The organism is Streptomyces lanatus (assembly GCF_014655715.1).
Classification (GTDB): Bacteria; Actinomycetota; Actinomycetes; order Streptomycetales; family Streptomycetaceae; genus Streptomyces; species Streptomyces lanatus.
Genome location: NZ_BNBM01000011.1, coordinates 272,758 through 291,922, shown reverse-complemented (window position 1 = coordinate 291,922; position 19,165 = coordinate 272,758). Strand labels below are relative to the sequence as shown.

Below are 19,165 nucleotides of genomic sequence, written 5' to 3'. Positions count from 1 at the left end.
TGCGGTTACTGACCGGTACGGTATCCGGCCAGGTGGGCCGTAGTCACCGGCGTTCGCCCAGGAAATCGAGAATGTGTCCGAACACATCCAGGGCGGCTCCCCTGCCGAGGAACGTGTCCAGGTGGCCGTAGCCGGGGATCTCGGTGTACGTCACGTCCAGCTGGGGCTGGCGGCGGGCGAGGACGTCGTGGCACAGCTGCTGGGAGTCGAGCCACAGGCCGTTCTCGCTGCCGGCCAGGAGCAGCACGGGGGTGTCGATGGTGGCGGCCGCGTCGAGGGCGTTCTGCGGGAGGGCCCGGTAGCGGTGGTCGGTGTCGTGCCAGCGGACGACGGTGCGGGCCAGTTCGATACGGCGCAGGTGCGGCAGGATCCACAGCGGGGCGGGGCCGAGGAGTTCGGCGAGCCTGCCGTGGGTGGTGTCGGTCAGGTGCTCGTGGACGAAGAGGGAGGCGCCGGTCCCCCAGGCCGAGTTGTGGAGGATCTGGCAGGTGGGGTCGGGGCAGTCGGCCTTGCGGGAGGCCAGGGCGAACAGCGGGGTGTACTTCGACCACAGGCCGACCTTGCGGAAGTCGACGGGGATGTGGTCGATGCGGGACTTGAGGAGTTCCCCGGCGAGGGTCATGCGCAGCGAGGTGCGGCCCGCGAGCTTCGGGGTGAGGAAGACGCCCTGGGAGGCGACGCCCGCCAGTCCGGGGACCAGGCCCGCCGTCATGCTCAGGGAGAGCGTGAGGGAGCCGATGCAGTGGGCGACGGCGAAGAGGGGGCGGTCGCCGATGCGGGTGCGGATGTGGGCGACGGCCTCGGGGATGTCGTACAGGGCGACGTCGTCATAGGTGTAGCGGCGGCCGGTCTCGTTGTACGGCAGTCGGCAGCTGCCGCGCCAGTCGAGGAGCCAGGGCTCGTAGCCCTCGTCGAGGAGGACGTCGACCAGGTTGCGGGTCTCGGGCAGCAGGAACATGTCGGCCGAGGCGGTGTGGCCGTGCAGGAGCAGCACGGCGGGGTGGCCCCGCTCACCGGGGTCGATGCGGGTGAGGCCGAGGCGTACGCCGTCGCTCGCCGTGAACGGGATCTCCTCGACCTTCGTCGGGTCGAGGCGGTGACGGAGGGGGCGCGGGGCCGTGGTGGTCCTGACCTTGCGCAGGGTGGGCCTCGGCGAAGTGGTCCGGAAGATCATCGGTGGTGCTCCGTGGGGGTCTGGGTGCGGCGCAGGTCGAGCAGGTCCGCGGCGGCCCGGGCGAAGGGGCCGAGCAGTCCGCGGCCCATTTCGAGGCCGAACCAGGCGAGCCAGGTGAGCTTGGCGGCGCGCTTCTCCTGGCTGGTGAGGCGGGGGTCGACCTTGATGCCGTCGATCTGGTCGCGTACGTAGGAATTGGCGGGGACGACGACCTCGCCCGTGAGACTCGCCGGTTCGCCCTCGCGGCCGAGTTCCACGGTGAGGGCGCGGGTCTGGCGCCAGACGTCGCGGCGGGCGCGGGCGTACTTGTGGCCCTCCAGCCACCAGCGTCCGCCGTCGGCGTCCGTCAACTCCAGGCGGTAGCGAAGGAGTTGGTGGCGCAGGCCGTGCTGGTGCGGGATGCCTTCGTCGGGGCGGATCCAGATGTCGCCGCGTGCCACGGTCAGGGGCTCGTGGTGCAGGGCCGGGCAGGTGACCTCGCCGCGGACGTCGACCCTGCGCTCCGACACCAGCTGGTGCATGCTCGCGATGGAGAGGGTGAGGGCCATCGAGCAGGGGGTGTCGGGGGTGCCCGCGACGGGGCCGACGCCGCCCGTGGTGGTCTCGGTGAACCACAGGTAGGGCTGGTCGTCCTTCTGCGGGAGGCGGGCCAGGCCGTCGTGGGCGAGGGCCTCGAAGGTCTTCACCTGGGCCCGGGCGTCGTAGCGGGCGGCGGGCGGCAGGCCGAGGGCCTCGACCAGTGTGTTGGTGCGCTCGGCCACGGCGGCCGGGCCCTTCAGGGTCGCCTCGCACAGCTTCAGGGCGGTCGGGCTCTGCAACACCCGGCTGAGGAAGGCCAGTTCGGGAATCGGGTCGGCCTCCAGGCGGGCCAGGGCGTCGGTGCGCCACTCGTCCCAGTCCTGGACGCGGACGTGCATACCGCCGAAGGCCATGTCCCGTACGACGTCGTCGAGGGTGTTGGGCACGCCGGTGAGGTTGTAGTCGAACCCCCACGCGTCGGGCTCGCAGATGGCGGCTACGGCGACACGGCTGACCCAGTCGACGGGTGCCGCGTTGAGGTAGCGGAAGGCAGGGACCGTACGGAAGCGGCCGAAGGCCGAGATGAGGCCGCTGCTGAGGTCCTGGGGGTTGTAGGCACCGGTCCTGCTGTGGCCGCCGATGCCGCCCGGCCGCAGCGCGGTCACCACCAGGCCGTGGTCCCGGGCGCGGCGCAGGGCGACCTCCGCGGCCCACTTGGTCTGGTCGTAACCGGCGACGAGCCGGTCGATGTGCGCGAGGGGGTCGTCCTCGCCCATGGAGGGGATGCCGACCTCGTTGAAGACGGCGATGGAGGAGATGTGGTGCAGCGGCTTGGGGCGGCCGGTCGCGGCGAGTTCGGCGAGGGTGAGGGCGCCGAGGACGTTGCTGGTGCGCAGCGACTGGTAGCCGCGCAGGAAGTCCACGGCGGCGGCGACCGAGACGACGCTGTCGAGTTCGTGGGCGAGGGTGTGCCAGGTGTCGTCCGACAGGCCCAGGTGCGGGTGGCGGATGTCGCCGGGCAGCACCGTGATACGGCGGCGGACCTCCGACGACCAGGGCAGCGAGTAGCTCTTGAGCGCCTCGCCGAGCCGGGTCGTGGCCGCCTCCTCGTCCGCCGCCCGGACCAGGCAGTACACATGGGCGTCGCTGTGCCGCAGCAGGTCAAGCAGCATATGGCTGCCGAGGAAACCAGTGGCGCCGGTCAGCAGGACGCGGCGGGGCGGGAGCGGCTCGGGCGAGGCGGTGAAGGGGAGCCGGTCGGCGAGGGCCAGATCGGCGAGGATCTGGGTGAGGTCCTCGGGGCGGGCCGTGGAGTCCGGCGGGGTGGTGACCGGCGCGGCGGCGACCGGCGGAGGCTGAACCGCCTCCGTTTCCGGTACGGCGATGGCGGCTCCCGTGCTCGCCAGGTGCCGCTTGGCCAAGGCGACCGGCCTGGCGTCGGCGAACACCTCGTCCAGGTCGACCGCGACGCCCAGCTCGCCCTCCAGCGCCGAGACGAGCTCGACGGCGTTGACGGAGGTGCCCCCGGCGTCGAAGAAGTCGGCATCGAGTGCCAGTCGGCCCGCCGGGACGTAGCGGCCGGCCACGGCTGCGACGGCGGTGGCGAGTTCGGTGAGATCACGAGGTCCCGGCGATGGGGCCCGGTGGGCCGGCGAAGGCGGGGCCACGGCCTCGGCCACCCCCTTGACCTGGACCTTGGCCAGCAGTTCGGACACCGTCAGCCCGACACCGCCGCCCCGCTCGATCGCCTCCTCGGTGGCCCGTCGGCCGGCGGCTGCCGACATGTTCTCGTTCATCTCACGCATGAGAGCCCTTCACGGTGTTGCCCTGCCCTTTCCTCGCTGCCGTCCGCACGCACGTCATGCGCGCCGCCAGGAGCGGAACGTCCTCAGGTGTTCCGGCGTGACCACGACGTCCAGTCGGTCGTCGTCGGGGTCGGCCCCGCCCAGCGCCGCCAGCAGTCGGCGGGCCGGAGTGTTGCGCTCGGTGCGTTCCGCGGTCAGGCGGACCTTGGCGCAGCGCAGTTCGTCGGCACGGTCGGCGAGCCATTGCAGGAGCCGTTCCTCGACGCCCCGGCCGAGTGCGCGGCAGCTCATCAGCCAGGCCAAGACGTCGAGTTGGTCGCCCTCATGGCGCAGGGCGAGGAGGCCGATCTGGCCGTAGTCGCCGAAGCGGTCGCGGGCGGACGCCGTCCAGATCTCGCCGTGTTCGCGCCAGCGGGCGACATCACCGCCGTCTGCGGAGCGGGCGCGGAGGGTGAACTGGTTGGTGCGGCGCACGAGTTGCTCGGCCCGCTGCACATCGGCATCGGACAGCGCCCGGACCTCGACCTCCAGCTCCAACTGCTCCAGGAACTCCTCGAATCCGGCCTGTTCCCTGGCCGCGTCCCGCTCCCGCTCCTGCTCGTAGAACCGGGCCCGCAGCGCGTCCTCGGCAGTGGCGGCAGCCGGAACTAGCGGCCACAACCGGCCAAGGAACTCCGGTAGTTCGGCCACCGGCGGGCAGGTCAGTGACAGAACCTGCGGCAGCGCGGCCCGCATCTTGGCGATCTCGGCGGGGTTGTCGTCGAGGAACAGGAAGCTGTCCGGACCGAGGTTGAGGGTGCGGGCCGCCTCGGCGAGACGGGTCGGCTTCGGGCCCCACTCCGCGGAGAGCAGACTGAAGTGGTCCGCCTTCAACACACTGTCCGGGCGGTCCAGTACGGCACGGACGGTGTCCTCGTCGTTGTTGCTGACCAGCACCAGCAGCGCGCCCGCCGAGCGCCACTGCAGCAGCCGGTGCCCCAACCGCTCCCGCGGGCCGGTCAGATCCACGGCCTCGGGGCCGATCTCGCCGGCCACGCCGCCCCACAGGGTCTCGTCGCCGTCGACGGCGATCACCTTCGGCGCGGGGCGTCGTACGGCCCGGACGACCTCGGCGAGACGCAGGGCCACGGCCGCCTGGAACTGCGGGGTGAAGGGGAGGTGGGCCAGGTGTTCGGTGCGCTCGTCGAAGGGTTCCTCGACCCGGTGGTGGCGGGTCCAGTCGTCGGGGCCGAGGACGGCGATGCCGGGTGTGTCGGCCAGTTCGGCGGCGACCTCCCGTTCCCAACGCTCCAGGCGTTCCTCGCGCTGTGCGGTGGGCAGGAGGCCGACGATCAGCGGCCTGCGGGTGCGCTCGGCGACCGCGCGCAGTGCGGCCGGGTAGGCGGTGCGCAGCTCGGCGAGCAGGGTGTCGTCGATCGGGCCGAAGCGTTGCAGGTCGGTCGCCCGCAACAGGACGACGCCGACGGTCGTGGCCGGGTCGGCGAAGACGCCGGACGGGTCGCGCAGGGCGGCCAGGACGTGGTGGTACGGCGCCTCCGCGACGGAAGTGACACCATCGCCGATCGCCGTCTCGCACATCTGGGGCAGATTGCCGAGGGCGAAGGAGGCGGCGAGGGCGAGCGTGGCAGGCTCGGCGGCGGTCGACGTCGTAGTCGTAGGCACCGACGGATCATCCGTGGCGGCCATCTCCGTACGCACCGGCCCCGACGCATCCTCAGCAGCCTCCGCGAGCAGCCCCAGCAGCTCCTCCCCCAGCTCGGCCACGGCCCCCGCGTCCAGGATGTCGAGGTTGTGGTCGAGGCGGATCCGCCCCGCGTCCGGCGTCATGGTGATCATCAGGTCGAGGTCGGAGTGGCCCGTCCCCGCCGGCAGCACCTCAAGCCCGGTCAACCTCCGTGCAGCGCGCACATAGTTGAAGTACACCTCCACCAGCGGCGCGTTCGCCCGGTACAGCCCCTCTCCGGCCAGCACCGGCAGCACGTCGGAGAACATGGCGCCCTTGGTCAGCACCCGCTCAAGGCGGCCGTCCGTGCGGCGCAGCACCTCCTCGATCCGCTCCCCCTCGCCCGCCTCGGCGGGGAAGGGCACCGGCACACCGAAGAAGCCCACCGCGTCGTAGGCGTCGGCGTGTATGCGGGTGTCCACGGGCACGGCGAGGACGAAGCGTTCACGCTCGCGCTTCCTGGCCAGCAGGACGGTGAGGGTGCCGAGGCAGAACGCGGCGGGCGTCACGGCGAGGCGGCTCGCGGCGGCCGAGATCCGATCCGTGAGCCCGTCCGGGATGGCCACGGTCACGCTGCCCGCGCGGTAGGAGCGGGTCTGCGGACGTGGCCGGCTCAGGGTGAGGTCGAGGCGTTCGCTGCCCTGGAACGCCTCGCGCCAGTCGCCCGCGTCGGCGCGCCCGACCGCCTTCTCGTCGTGCCGCTGGGCCTGGATCAGGAGCTGGATGTCGCGGTTGGTGACGGTGTCGCCGAGCTGCTCGCCGGAGAGTTCGGCGTCGATCTCACCCGCCACCAGAAGCAGCGACTGCAGATCGCTGACCGCGTGGTGGGCGCCGTACACCAGGATCTGGCCGCGCTCACCGCCGTCGAGCAGCTCGAATCGCCACAGGGGCGGGGCGGCGAGGTCGAACGGCGGTTCCAGGAGTGCGCGCAGGCGGTCGGCCGCGTCGAGGGCGGTGTCGTCGGGAACGACCGTCCACCGCAGCGGGGGTTCCCGGAGTTCGCGGTCGACCTGGAGCAGGCGTCCGCCCTCGGGGGCGGTGACGATGGCCGTGCGCAGGGCCGCGTGGCGTGCGGTGAGGCGGGTGACGAGGGCGGTGAGTGTCTCGCGGGTGGTGGGTGTGGTGAGGCGGACCGCGAGGCCGACGGCGTGGGCGGCGTCGGGCATGCCGGGCTGGGCGCTGCGGAGCAGCCGTACGACGTCGCGGGTCGCGGGGTGCGTCTCGGTCTCCGGGACTTCGATCGCGTGCTCCGGCACGTCCTGCGCCGTCGTCTTCCGTTCGGGGAGGGCCGTGGTGAGGGCCTCGGCGAGGCCTCGGATGTCGGCGGCGGAGAAGACGGTGGCGGCGGGGAGTTCGACGCCTAGTTCCCGGGCGAAGGCGTTGCGCAGGCGCACGAGCATGAGGGAGTCGAGGCCGAGTTCCTTCAGGGCTGTGGTCGCGGACACCTGGACCGCACCGCCGGAGACCTCGCCGATCCTGGCGCGGACGTATGCCTCCAGTCGTACGGCCCGCTCGGTGTCGGTCGTCGCCGCGAGGACCTTGGTGACGAGGTCGTCCGCGCCGGAGGCGGCCGTGGGGACGGTGACCAGGTCGGCCAGGATCGGGCGGGTGCGGGCCGCGTCGGGGTCGAGGGCCAGCATCTCCCAGTCCAGGGCGAGCGGGGCGAGCTGGCGGCGGGCGGTGCCCAGTACGCGCTCGAACAGTTCGCCGCCGTCCTGCGCGGAGAAGGCGACCAGGCCCGAACGGGCCGTCTCGGCCTCGCGGGTGCCGGATTCGGACACCATGCCGACCCCGGACCAGGCTCCCCAGTCCAGGCTCAGCGCCCGTCGATCGGCGCGGGAGAGGTGGTGGGCCCAGGCGTCGAGGAAGGCGTTGGCCGCCGAGTACGGGCTCTGTCCGGCCGAGCCGAGCAGACCGGCAACGGATGCGAAGAGTACGAAGTCCGCAGCGTCCGGGGTGAGTTCGGTGAGCAGTGCGGTGCCGAGGACCTTGGGGCCGAGGACGCGCAGGACACGCTCGTCGGTCAGGTTGGCAATCGTGGCGTCGTCCAGGACACCGGCCGCGTGTACGACTCCGGTGATCGGGCCGAGCGCGTGGCGTACGGCGTCCAGGGCGGCCGTCAGCCCGTCGCGGTCGGCGACGTCCGCACGCGCCAACTGCACGGTCACACCACGCTGTTCGAGCGTGCGGATCCACGCCAGGGCCTCCTGGCCGGGCGCACTACGGCTCATCAGGGCCAGCCGTCGAGCGCCGCGTCCGACGAGCCGCTCGGCGATGACTCGCCCGAGGCCGCCCAGACCACCGGTGATCAGATACACACCGTCGGAGGTGACGGTGCCCTGTCCGCTGTCGTCGGGACGGGTGCGGGTCAAGCGGGGCACCAGACGTCCAGACCCACGCAGCGCGACTAGCCGTTCGTCGTCGGCGTGCCGCAGCTGGGCCCACAGGGCGTCGGCGCCATCCGTCGGCGGGAGGTCGACCAGGGTGGTCCGCAGCTCCGGGTACTCCTGCGCCACCGCGAGCCCGAAGCCCCAGGCGAGCGCCTGCTGAGGGTGCGCCACCTGGGTGCTGTCACCGGCGGCCTGACTGCCCCGGGCGACGACGAAGAGACGGGGCGGCGTGCCCTGCGCGCGGTCGGCGAGTGTGCGGACGAGGTGCAGGGTGCTCAGGCAGCACAGCCGGGCCGCCTCCTCCGCCGTCTCCGCGTCCTCGATCGCCGGGGCGTCGAGGGCGGACAACTGGACGATGCGCGCGGGTGGTTGATCGGCGAAGGCCTCGTCCAGCAGTCGGGCCAGGTGCTGGGGGTCGGCGGGGTCGAGGACGTAGCGGCCGGGGCCTTCGACGGCGTACGAACGCCCCCTGCGGGCGACCACATACGGCGCCTCGGAACCCAGCCGCTCCACGAGTTCGGCCGCCGTGCCCGACTCGTCGGCCAGGATCAGCCAGCTGCCGCGTGCAGGCGCTTCGGCGGCGGTCGGGCGGGGCTGCCAGCGGGTCTCGAAGAGCGCTCCGTCGAGAGGTGAGAGCGCGGCCAGTTCGAACTCCTCGGCGGCGAGGACTAGTTGGTCGTCGGCGTCGTACAGGCGGAGATCCAGTGTCGCGGTGTCGCCGGACACGGACCGCAGCTCGCAGGTGACCCAGGTGGGTGTGGTGCGCAGTCCGGTGTGGTGGAGCCGGCCGACTCCGGCGGGCACGAAGGCCCTTCCCTGCGGCGCGTCGGCGGGCAGCGCGGCCGTGTGGAAGGCGGCGTCCAGGACGGCCGGATGGAGCAGGTGGCCGGCGGCGGGCTGATCGGCGAGTCGGGCGACGGCGGCGGAGTGGGTGCGGTGGCCGGACTCCAGGCCTCGGAAGGCGGGGCCGTACTCGATGCCGAGGGCGGCGAGACCGCCGTAGATGGATGCCAGGTCGACCTGTTCGGTGCAGCGTTCCCGGAGTGCGGCGATTTCGGCTTCAACTGAGGCGCCGTTGGTAGCCATGCGTCCGGCGACATGGCGTTCCCAGCTCGCTCGCCGCTCGCCGCCGCCGGGCGCCGAGGCGATCGTGAAGTCCCGGAAGCCGTCGACGGCGGGGCTCAGGACGAGCTGGAGTCGGGACGCCCGGGTCTCGTCCAGACGCAGCGGCGTCAGGAACCTCACGTCCACGAGCCGTACATCCTCTTGCACCGTGCGCGCGGCCTCCATCGCCATGTCGAGGAAGGCGGCGCCGGGCAGCCACACCTCGCCGGTGACGCGGTGGTCGGTCAGATAGGCGAAGCGGCTGTCGCGCAGGTCCACCTCGCTCTGGAAGAGGTGCCGGTCGGCTTCGTCGCTGGCCTCGACATGGGTGCCGAGGAGCGGTGAGGCGCCGGACGCGGTGGCCGGGGCGGGGGCGAGCCAGTGGCGTTCGCGGGCGAAGGCGTAGGTGGGCAGGTCGACGCGGCGGCCCGCCGAGAACAGTGCCGACCAGTCGGGCGCGTGCCCGGCCGTGTACAGCTCCCCCAGCCTGCCGAGCAGCGCGTCCTGTCCGCCGTGCTGGCGGCGCAGCGAGCCGACGCTCACCGCGTCGATCCCGGCCTCGGCAGCGACGGCCTCGATGGAAGGGCGGAGTGAGGGGTGCGGGCTCAGTTCCACGAAGTAGCGGTAGCCGTCGTCCAGCATGCGACGGATCGTTTCCGCGAAGCGGACGGGCTCGCTGAGGTTGGCGTACCAGTACTCGGGGTCCAGGCGGTCGCCGGGCACGGGTTCGGCGAGCACCGTCGAGTACAGCGGGGTGCCCGTCTGTGTACCCCGTACGCCGGAGAGGCGGTCGAGCAGCTCGTCGCGCAGCGCGCCCATCAGCGGGGTGTGCGAGGCGAACGGCGTCGACAGCGACCGGGCCTCGATGCCCTGCTCGTCGAGGCTACGGCGCAGCTCGGCCAAGGCGTCGGCGGCGCCGGATACGGCCGTGGAGTGCGGGCTGTTGACGGCCGCGACGAAGAGCCGGTCGGCGTAGGGCGCGAGGAGTTCCTCGACGCGGGGACGCGGCAGGTCCAGGGAGAGCATGCCGCCCTTGCCCGCGACGGGTACGACGGTCTGGGCCCGCCCCGTCACCACGGCCACGGCGTCGTCCAGGGTGAGGGCGCCCGCGCCGTACGCGGCGGCGATCTCGCCCAGGCTGTGCCCGGTCACGGCGTCCGGGGCGATGCCCAGCTCGCGCCAGGCGGCCGTCAGCGCCGCGTTCACCGCGAACAGCGTCGGCTGCAGATACTCGGTCCGCTCCAGCGGCGAGAACTCCTCCGGTGCCCGCAGCGCGTTGAGCACCGACCACCCGGCGTGCCGCTGCACCGCCGCGTCGATCCGCGTCAGCTCCGCACGGAACGCCTCAGAATCCCGCATCAGGTCGAGCCCCATACCGGGCCACTGACCACCGTGCCCGGAGTAGACGAAGGCGACCTTGCCGGCCTGCTCCTCGCGGAGCGGGGGGAGCGGGATCTGCCCGGACGCCAACTCGCCCAGCACGGAACGCAGTTCGTCCCGGTCTTCGGCCACGACGACGGTGCGCCGCTCGAAGTGGGTGCGGTGGTGGGCCAGGGTGTGGGCGATGTCCGGCAGAGCGGCGGAGTCGTCGGCGGCGAGGTGGTGCGCGAGTCCGGCGGCCTGTCCACGGAGACCCGTCTCGCCGCGGCCGGACAGGACGAACAGGCGCTTGCCGACGGGAGGTTCGTCGGCGGAGTCGCGTACAATGGGAGGTGCGTTCCCGGAATCACGTACGACCACGGGCGCCTCCTCCACGATCACATGGGCGTTGGTGCCGCTGATACCGAAGGCGCTGATGCCCGCCCGCCGCACCCGCTGGGCCGACGCGGGCCAGGCGACGGCCTCCCGCAGCAGATGCAGTCCGCTGTCGGCCCACTCGACGTGCCGGCTGGGTGTGTCGGCGTGCAGGGTGCGCGGCAGGGTCTCGTGGTGCAGCGACTGCACGACCTTGATGAGCCCGACGACGCCCGAAGCGGCCTGGGTGTGGCCGACGTTGGACTTGAGCGAGCCCAGGTACAGGGGGCGCCCCTCGGTGCGGGAGGCGCCGAAGACCTCGGTGAGGGCGTTCGCCTCGATCGGGTCGCCCAGGGTGGTGCCGGTGCCGTGTGCCTCGATGTAGTCGATGTCGACGGCCCGCAATCCGGACTGTTCCAGGGCGCGGCGGATGACCTGCTCCTGCGCGGGGCCGTTGGGTGCGGACAGGCCCTGGCTGCGGCCGTCCTGGTTGACGGCGGTGCCGCGCAGGACGGCGAGGACACGGTCGCCGTCCCGACGGGCGTCGCTCAGTCGCTTCAGTACGACCATCCCGGCGCCCTCGGCCCAGATGGCACCGTCGGCGGCGTCGGAGAAGGAGCGGCAGCGGCCGGTCGGCGACAGTCCGCGCAGTCGGCTGAACTCGACGAAGGTCTGCGGCGTGACCATCAGGGTGACGCCACCCGCGAGCGCCAGATCGCACTCGCCCGCGCGCAGCGCCTGTGCCGCCAGATGCACGGAGACGAGGGACGACGAGCACGCGGTGTCGACGGTCAGCGCGGGCCCGTTCAGCCCCAACGTGTAGGCGAGGCGTCCGGAGGCCACGCTGAGGGCGGACCCGGTGCCGACGTATCCGTCGAGTTGGTCGAGCCGGGTGCCGGACAGATAGTCGCTGCCGAACATGCCGACGTACACGCCGGTGGTGCTGCCCGCCAGGTCGCCGGGCACGATTCCGGCGCGCTCCAGCGACTCCCAGGCCGTTTCGAGGAGCAGCCGCTGCTGCGGGTCCATGGCGGCGGCCTCCTTCGGGGTGATGCCGAAGAACCCGGCGTCGAAGGACTCGATGTCGTCGAGGAATCCGCCTTCGCGGGCGTAGGACTTGCCGGGCGCGTCCGGGTCGGGGTCGTAGAGCGACTCGACGTCCCAACGCCCCGCCGGGAAGGGTCCGACCGCGTCCCGTCCCTCCGCGACCAGGCGCCACAGGGCATCCGGGTCGCCGACTCCGCCGGGAAGCCGGCAGGCCATGGCGACGAGGGCGACGGGCTCGTCCGCGTCGCGTACGGGCGCGGCCGCCTGGGGGCGTGGAAGCGAGGTCTTCAGAACGCCGGTCAGGATGTGGGCGCTCAGTCGGGCCGGTGTGGGGTGGTCGAAGAGGAGCGTCGCGGGGAGCTTGGTGCCGATGCGGGCGCTGATGCGGTTGCGCAGGTCGACCGCCGTCACCGAGTCCATGCCGAGGTCGCGCAGCGGCTGGTCGGGGCGGACGGACTCCGCCGAACGCAGCCCGAGCGCCAGGGCGGCCTCCTCACGGACCAGGGCGAGGACACGGGCGGCGCGTTCGGGCTCATCCAGCCGGGCCAGACGGTCGGCCAGCGTACGGCTGCCCGTCCGCGCCGCCGGAAGCAGGGTGCGCCACAGGGCGTCTGCGGGGGCGGCGGCCCTCAGCCGGGGCAGGTCCAGGGCCGAGGCGACCAGGTGGGGGGTGTCGCGACGCAGGGCGAGTTCGGTGAGTTCGCGACCCTGTTCGGGGGTGAGGGCGCGGTGGCCGAGCCGGGCCATCCGCTCCAGGTCGGCGTGCTGGGCGGCGAGCCCCTCCCCCGCCCAGGCGCCGTAGGAGATCGAGACGCCGGGCAGGCCCAACGCGCGGCGGTGATGGGCGAGTTGATCGAGGAAGACATTGGCGGCGGCGTAGTTGGCCTGGCCCGCGTTGCCGATGACTCCGGCTGCCGACGACACCAGCAGGAACAGGTCGAGAGGCTGATCGGCGGTGAGCCGGTGCAGGTGGGCGGCGCCGTCGACCTTCGGGCGCAGCACCTCGGCGAGGCGCTCGGCGCTCAGCTCGGCGACCACGCCGTCGGCGAGTACTCCGGCGCAGTGCACGACGCCGCGCAGGGGAACCTCGGTGCGCTCAAGTACGGCTGCCACGGCCGCCGCGTCCGCGACGTCGCACGCGGCGATCTCCACCTCGGCGCCGAGCGCGGTGAGTTCGGCGGTGACGTCGGCCGCGCGGGGGTCGTCGGCGCCTTGACGGGACGTCAGCAGGAGGCGCGGGACACCGTTCTCGGCGAGCATGCGGGCGAGGTGACGGCCGACCGCGCCGAGGCCGCCGGTGATCAGTACGGTTCCGTCGGTGGGGATACGCCCGGGGCTCGGTGCGGGGCGAGCCCGTATCAGACGCGGGGCCAGCAACTGGCCATCCCGCAGGGAGAGTTCAGGCTCATCGGCGGGCAGCGGCGGCGGTTCCTCCTCGCCCTCAAGGTCGAGGAGGATCAGCCCGAGGTCGGGGTGTTCGGCGCGGGCACTGCGGGCCAGGCCCCAGAGCACCGACTGGGCGAGCCTGGGAACCGTGTCACCGTCCGCCGCCGCGACGGCTCCGCGGGTCACCCAGAGGGTGCGGGCCGGCGCCTCGTCCGGCGGGAGGGCGATGAGCGCCTGCAGCTCGGCGAGGGCGGTGGTGGCCAACTCATATGCCGCAGAGGCGTGTTCCGACGGGTTCGGCCAATGCCGTACGACGGTGTCGGCCTGGGTGGGCGTCTCCGCCACCGCCGTCCACGCCACCTCGTACAGATGCCGCCCGTTCTCCGATCCGTTGTTCAGGTCGGCCGGACTCGCGGCCCGCAGCCGTACGCCCTCCAGACGCCCGGCCGGGAATCCGTCGGCGTCCCACAGAGTGACGTCCAGGGTGACGTCGGTGTCGGAGCCGCCGGTCCGGCGTACGGCCGCGGTCAGCTCGGTCGCCCCGCCGGGCGGCAGGACGCAGCGGGCCACGGCGACCGGGAGCAGAACCCGCCGGTCGTCGAAGGCTGCGGCCACCTGGAGGGCTGCGTCAAGGAGCGCCGGGTGCACCGGGTAGGGGTCGGCCGTGTCACGGGCCACGGGCGGCAGCGCGAGGCGGGCCAGCAGGGTGCCGTCGCCGGTCGCGGCTGCCTGGCGTACGCCCTGGAAGGCGGGGCCGTAGCCGAGGCCGAGTTCGGACAGGCGGGCGTAGGTGTCGTCGTGCCAGGCCGGTTCGGCGGTTTCGGGCCAGGTCGGGGGCTCGTCGGCCGGCGTGGGGGCTGGGTCGTCGGCCGCGGACGCTGTGGCGTGCAGGGTCCAGTCCACGGCGTCCTGACCGCGCGGGCGGCTGTGAACCGTGATCTCCGGCACGGCCCCGGCGGTGACCACCTCGACGGACACCTCGACCGTGCCGCTGGCGGACAGGGTCAGGGGGGCCAGGAGGAGCAGGTCGGTGACATCGGCGGCGGAGTCGGGGCGGGCCACGGACACGGCGGCGCGGCAGAGTTCCAGCACGGTGGTGCCCGAGACGACGGTCCGGCCGAAGACGCTGTGGTCGGGCAGCCATTCGGCAGTGGCCGGGGACCACTCGTTGCGGAAGGTCCAGCGGGTCTCGTCCGCCGATTGGAGCTGGATGCCTAGCAATGGGTGCGCGGCGCGGTCGAAGAGGCCGGGGGCGGCGGCCGTGCCGACAGGCTCGATCCAGTGGCGCTGCTCGTCCCAGGCGTACGTCGGAAGGTCCGCCGGAGTCGTCGGCGGGACGAGGCGGCGCCAGTCGATCCGTCGTCCGTGGACGTGGAGTTCGGCAGCGGCGCGGTCCAGGCAGGCGGGGCCGTCCTCATCGCGGCGCAGGGAGCCGACCGCGACCAGGTCCTCGTCGATGGTGCGCAGGGCGGTGAGCAGGGACGGGTGCGGGGCGAGCTCCACGAAGTGGCGGTAGCCGTCGGCGACCATGCGCTCGACGGTGGGCGCGAAGCGGACGGGCTCGCGCAGGTTGGTGTACCAGTACTCGGCTTCGAGTTCGTCGGTGACGGGCTCGCCGGTGACGGTGGAGTACCAGGCGACGGACGTCGGGTAGGTGGTGACGCCGTCGAGTTCGTCGCGGATCGTGGGGCGGAGCGGCTCGACCTGGGCGCTGTGGGAGGCGTAGTCGACGTCGAGGCGGCGGACGAAGATCTGCTGTCGGTCGAGGTCGGCGAGCAGGGCTTCGACGGCGTCCACGGCGCCGGCGATGACGGTCGAGCGGCCGCTGTTGACGGCAGCGATGCTGATCTCACCATCGCCCTCGGCGAGTTGAGCCTCGACCTCGGTGGCCGGCAGAGCGACGACGGCCATCGTCCCGGTGCCTGACAGTTCGGTCAGAGCCTGACTGCGCAGGGCGACCACGGCCGCGGCGTCGTTGAGGCTGAGCGCCCCGGCGACGCACGCCGCGGCGACCTCGCCCTGGCTGTGTCCGACGACAGCGTCCGGCCTTACGCCGCGCGCCCGCCACACGGCGGCCAGCGACACCATGACGGCGAAGAGCACCGGCTGGACGACGTCCACGCGGTCCAGGCCCGGGGCACCCGCGTCACCGCGCAGCACCGAGGTCACCGACCAGTCGGTGAACGGGCGCAGGGCGGCGTCGCAGCGGTCGAGTTCGTCGGCGAACACCGGGTCGCGGTCGAGCAGATCGCGTGCCATGCCGGGCCACTGGGATCCCTGGCCGGGGAAGACGAATGCCACCTTGCCCGCGGGGAGGGCCTGTTCGGGGCCGACGGTGAGGTCGGTGTCCGGGCGGTCCTCGGTGAGGGCGTGCAGGGCGGTGAGGAGTTCCTCGCGGTCGCCGGCCTGGAGGACGGCTCGGTGCTCGAAGTGGGTGCGGTGGTGGGCGAGCGCTGCCGCGACTGCGGGGAGCGGCAGCTCGGGGTGCTGCTCAAGGGTCTGGCGAAGGCGGTCGGCCTGGCCCTGGAGGGCGGGCAGGGTGCGGGCCGAGAGCGGGAAGAGGGTCGGCGCGGGTAGGTCGCCGGGAGGCTGATCCTGGTCCTCGGGCGCTTCCTCCAGCACCACATGTGCATTGGTCCCGCTGATCCCGAAGGCGCTCACCCCCGCCCGCCGTACCCGCTCCGGATCCCGCGACCAGTCCTGACCCTCGCTCAGCAGCCGTAGCCCGCTGTGCGCCCAGTCGATGTGCTCGGTCGGGGTCCCGGCGTGCAGGGACGCCGGTATGCGTTCATGCCCCAGCGCCAGTACCGACTTGATGACGCCGGCGATGCCCGCGGCGGCCTGGGTGTGGCCGATGTGGGACTTGAGGGAGCCGACGCCGAGGGGTCGGTCGGCGGGGCGGTCGGGGCCGAAGACGGCGGCCAGGGCGCGGCCCTCGATGGGGTCGCCGAGGCGGGTGCCGGTGCCGTGGGCCTCGATGTGGTCCAGGTCGGCCGGCCGGAGCCCGGCGGCGTCGAGCGCGGCGCGCAGTACCCGCTCCTGGGCGGGGCCGTTGGGCGCGCTGAGCCCCTGGCTGCGGCCGTCCTGGTTGATGGCCGAGCCCTTGACGACCGCGAGGATCCGGTCGCCGTCACGGCGTGCGTCGGCGAGCCGTTTGAGCAGCAGCACTCCACAGCCCTCGCCCCACACGACACCGTCGGCGTCCGCCGAGAAGGGGCTGCATCGCCCGGACGGCGAAAGCCCGCGCAGCCTGCTGAACTCGACGTGCCCACGCGGCGTCACCAGCAACGTCGCGCCGCCCGCCAGCGCCAGGTCGCACTCCCCGGCCGCCAGCGCCCGTGCCGCCAGGTGCAGGGCGACCAGGGACGACGAGCAAGCGGTGTCGACGGTGACGGCGGGGCCCTGGAGGCCGAGGGTGTAGGCGATGCGCCCGGAGGCCACACTGGACGCGGAGCCGGTGCCGACGTGCCCGTCGAGCTGGTCGAGGGCGGCGGACGCCAGGTATCCGCTGTCGTAGAGGCCGATGTAGACGCCGGTGGAGCTGCCGTTGAGCGTCTCGGGGACGATGCCGGCCCGTTCGATCGCCTCCCAGCCGGTCTGCAGGAGCAGCCGCTGCTGGGGGTCCATGGCGGCGGCCTCGCGCGGGGAGATCCCGAAGAAGGCCGCGTCGAAGCGGTCGATGCCGGAGAGGTAGCCGCCGTACAGGGAGTACGCCTTGCCGGTGGCCTCCGGGTCGGGGTCGTGCAGCCCGTGGGTGTCCCAACGGCCCGCCGGTACCTCGGTGATGGCGTCCTCGCCCTGGGCCAGCAGCCGCCACAGCGCCTCGGGATTGTCGGCGTCCCCCGGGAAACGACAGGCCATGGAGATGATGGCGATGTCGTCGCCGACCGGCACGGGACCCGCCACCGGATGCGGAGTCGGTGCGGGCGTGTCGTCGAACACCGCTTGCGCGAGCGCCGCGATCGTGGGGTGGTTGAAGACGAGGGACGGATCCAGGCCGCGGCCCGTCAAGGCGGACAGCTCCGCCGCCAGGGTCACCAACTGCCGTGATCCCAAGCCGAATTCGGCGATCGGCCGGTCCGGGTCGACGGTCGGCGGTTCGAGCCCGGCCGCCTCGGCGACGGCCGACTCCAGCCAGACCCGCACGTCCTCCTCGGTGGTGAGGGTCGGCTCGGGGGACTGCTTCGGGGACTCGTGCGCAGGCATGGGAGAGGTGTCCTCGTGGATGCGGGCAAGGGGCGGGCGGCCGTACGACGGCGCGGGCTCCGTCGGTCGTACGGCTAGGTCTCGTCGGCGTACGACGAAGGGGCTGGCGGTCAGATCGCCGCGAGGGTGCCGTCGAGGTAGGCGGCGCGGGAGGCGCGGCGCTGGATCTTGCCGCTGGAGGTCTTCGGGATGGTGCCCGGCCGGACCAGGACGACGTCGCGCACGGACACTCCGTGGGCGTCGCCGATTCCGCTGCGGACGACGTCGATGATTTTCTCGGCCTCGGAGGCAGCGTCGGGGGCGATCTCGGCGACGAGGACGGCCTGTTCGCCGCCCGCTCCCTCGTCACCGGCTTCGACGGAGAACGCGGCGGTGCAGCCGGGGCGCAGTGCCGGGTGGGCCATCTCGGCGGTGAGTTCCAGGTCCTGGGGGTAGTGGTTGCGTCCGTCGATGACGATGAGGTCCTTGAGGCGGCCGGTGACGAAGAGTTCGCCGTCGCGCAGGAATCCGAGGTCGCCGGTGCGCAGGAAGCGGCCTTCGTGGCCGGTCAGGGTGGCGCGGAAGGTCTCGCGGGTGGCGAGGGCGTTGCGCCAGTAGCCCTTGGCGACGCTCGCGCCGCGCACCCAGATCTCGCCGGTCTCGCCGTCGGGGAGTTCCTCGGCCCGTTCGGGGTCGGCGATGGCGACGGTGACGTCGGGGCCGGGGCGGCCGGAGCTGACGGCCGCGGCGTCGGACTGGCCTGCGTGCGGGCCGGTTTCGGGGGCGGCGAGCAGGGTGGGCGGGGTGTGGACCGTGCTGCCGGTGACCATCAGGGTGGCCTCGGCGAGTCCGTAGCAGGGGTAGAGGGCCTCGCGGCGGAAGCCGGCCGGGGCGAAGGTGTCGGCGAAGCGACGCAGGGTGGCGGCGCGTACCGGTTCGGCTCCGTTGAAGGCGACTTTCCAGCTGCTGAGGTCGAGTTCGTCGAGGAGCCTGGGGGTGGCGTGCTTGAGGCACAGCTCGTAGGCGAAGTTGGGTCCGCCGCTGGTGTGCGGGCGGTAGCGGCTGATTGCGGTCAGCCAGCGTTCGGGCCGCTGGAGGAAATGCAGCGGTGAGAAGAGGGTGGCGGTGACGCCGAGGTGGATGGTGTTGAGGACGGGGCCTATGAGGCCCATGTCGTGGTACACGGGCAGCCAGCTGACGAACATCTCGTGGCCGTACTCGGCGATGACATCGGGCGTGTGCCCCATGCGTTCGGTGATGACCCGCTCGTTGTCGAGGAGGTTGCCGTGGGTGACGACCACGCCGCGCGGGGCGGAGGTGGAGCCGGAGGTGTACTGGAGGAAGGCGACCGAGTCGGCGGTGAGTTCGGGCTCGCGCCAGGAGGCGGCGGCCTCGTCGGGGATGTCCTCGGTGGCGACACAGGTGACATCCGCGAGCTCGGGCAGATGCTCGGCCATCGTGGACAGGGCCGTGATCACCTCGCGTCCGCCCAGGATCACCTTGGCGTCGGCGTCGGCGATCAGCCGCTTCATCCGGGTCAGGGCACGGTGGTTCTGCGCACGGCCCTGCGGCGGGACGCCCGGTACGGCGACGACGCCGGCCGCGAGGCAGCCGAGGTAGCCCTGGATGAACTCCAGGCCTGGCGGGTACAGCAGCATGGCGCGGGATCCGGCGAGGCCGCGTTCCTGGAGCCAGGCGGCGACGGCCCGGGACCGGGTGGCGAGCCGGCCGTAGGTCATCTCCTGGATCTCGCCGTCGCAGTCGCCGGTGACGAGGTAGCGGTAGGCGGTTCGGTCGGGGTGGTGGGCGGCGTGCTGGGAGAGCAGATCGACCAGGGATCGAACCATGTTGCGAGTCTCACCTGTCTGCATCGTTGAATGACGAACTGGAGTTCGAGGATCAGATGCGGGTCGTCGGCCGCGAAAATCGCGTGCTGACCGCTCGATCGGCCCGGCCCCCTTGCCCGACCCCCCGCCGAGGAGTCATGGCGCTGACGCACCAACTCCCGGCATCCCCCGTCCAGTTTGCTACCGGCGAGTAGCACCATAGCAACCCCACCGGTTCGACAGCCCGAACGAATGTAAACCCTACGTGTCCA

Annotated in this window: 4 protein-coding genes; all 4 read right to left on the bottom strand. The window is 72.7% G+C overall.

The window, feature by feature from the left end; all coding sequences use genetic code 11:
- Window positions 1-43: 43 nt before the first annotated feature.
- A complete protein-coding gene (locus tag IE325_RS27905; RefSeq protein WP_190072836.1) occupies window positions 44-1,174 on the bottom strand; it encodes an alpha/beta hydrolase in 1,131 nt (376 codons plus the stop codon).
- A complete protein-coding gene (locus IE325_RS27900) occupies window positions 1,171-3,498 on the bottom strand; it encodes a thioester reductase domain-containing protein (protein ID WP_190072835.1) in 2,328 nt (775 codons plus the stop codon). Before IE325_RS27900 ends, IE325_RS27905 begins: the two co-directional genes overlap by 4 nt.
- 54 nt (window positions 3,499-3,552) lie before the next feature.
- Window positions 3,553-17,088, bottom strand: a complete 13,536-nt coding sequence (locus IE325_RS27895; protein WP_190072834.1) for a type I polyketide synthase — start codon at window positions 17,086-17,088, stop codon at window positions 3,553-3,555.
- 110 nt (window positions 17,089-17,198) lie between these two features.
- Window positions 17,199-18,914: a fatty acyl-AMP ligase gene (locus IE325_RS27890; protein ID WP_190072833.1), complete on the bottom strand. Its 1,716-nt coding sequence runs from the start codon at window positions 18,912-18,914 to the stop codon at window positions 17,199-17,201.
- Window positions 18,915-19,165: the final 251 nt, after the last annotated feature.

What these genes read in the sequence shown, in the direction of transcription:
- IE325_RS27905 (WP_190072836.1), bottom strand. Translation starts at nt 1,174, where the DNA reads ATGATCTTCCGGACCACTTCGCCGAGGCCCACCCTGCGCAAGGTCAGG.
- IE325_RS27900 (WP_190072835.1), bottom strand. Translation starts at nt 3,498, where the DNA reads ATGCGTGAGATGAACGAGAACATGTCGGCAGCCGCCGGCCGACGGGCC.
- IE325_RS27895 (WP_190072834.1), bottom strand. Translation starts at nt 17,088, where the DNA reads ATGCCTGCGCACGAGTCCCCGAAGCAGTCCCCCGAGCCGACCCTCACC.
- IE325_RS27890 (WP_190072833.1), bottom strand. Translation starts at nt 18,914, where the DNA reads ATGGTTCGATCCCTGGTCGATCTGCTCTCCCAGCACGCCGCCCACCAC.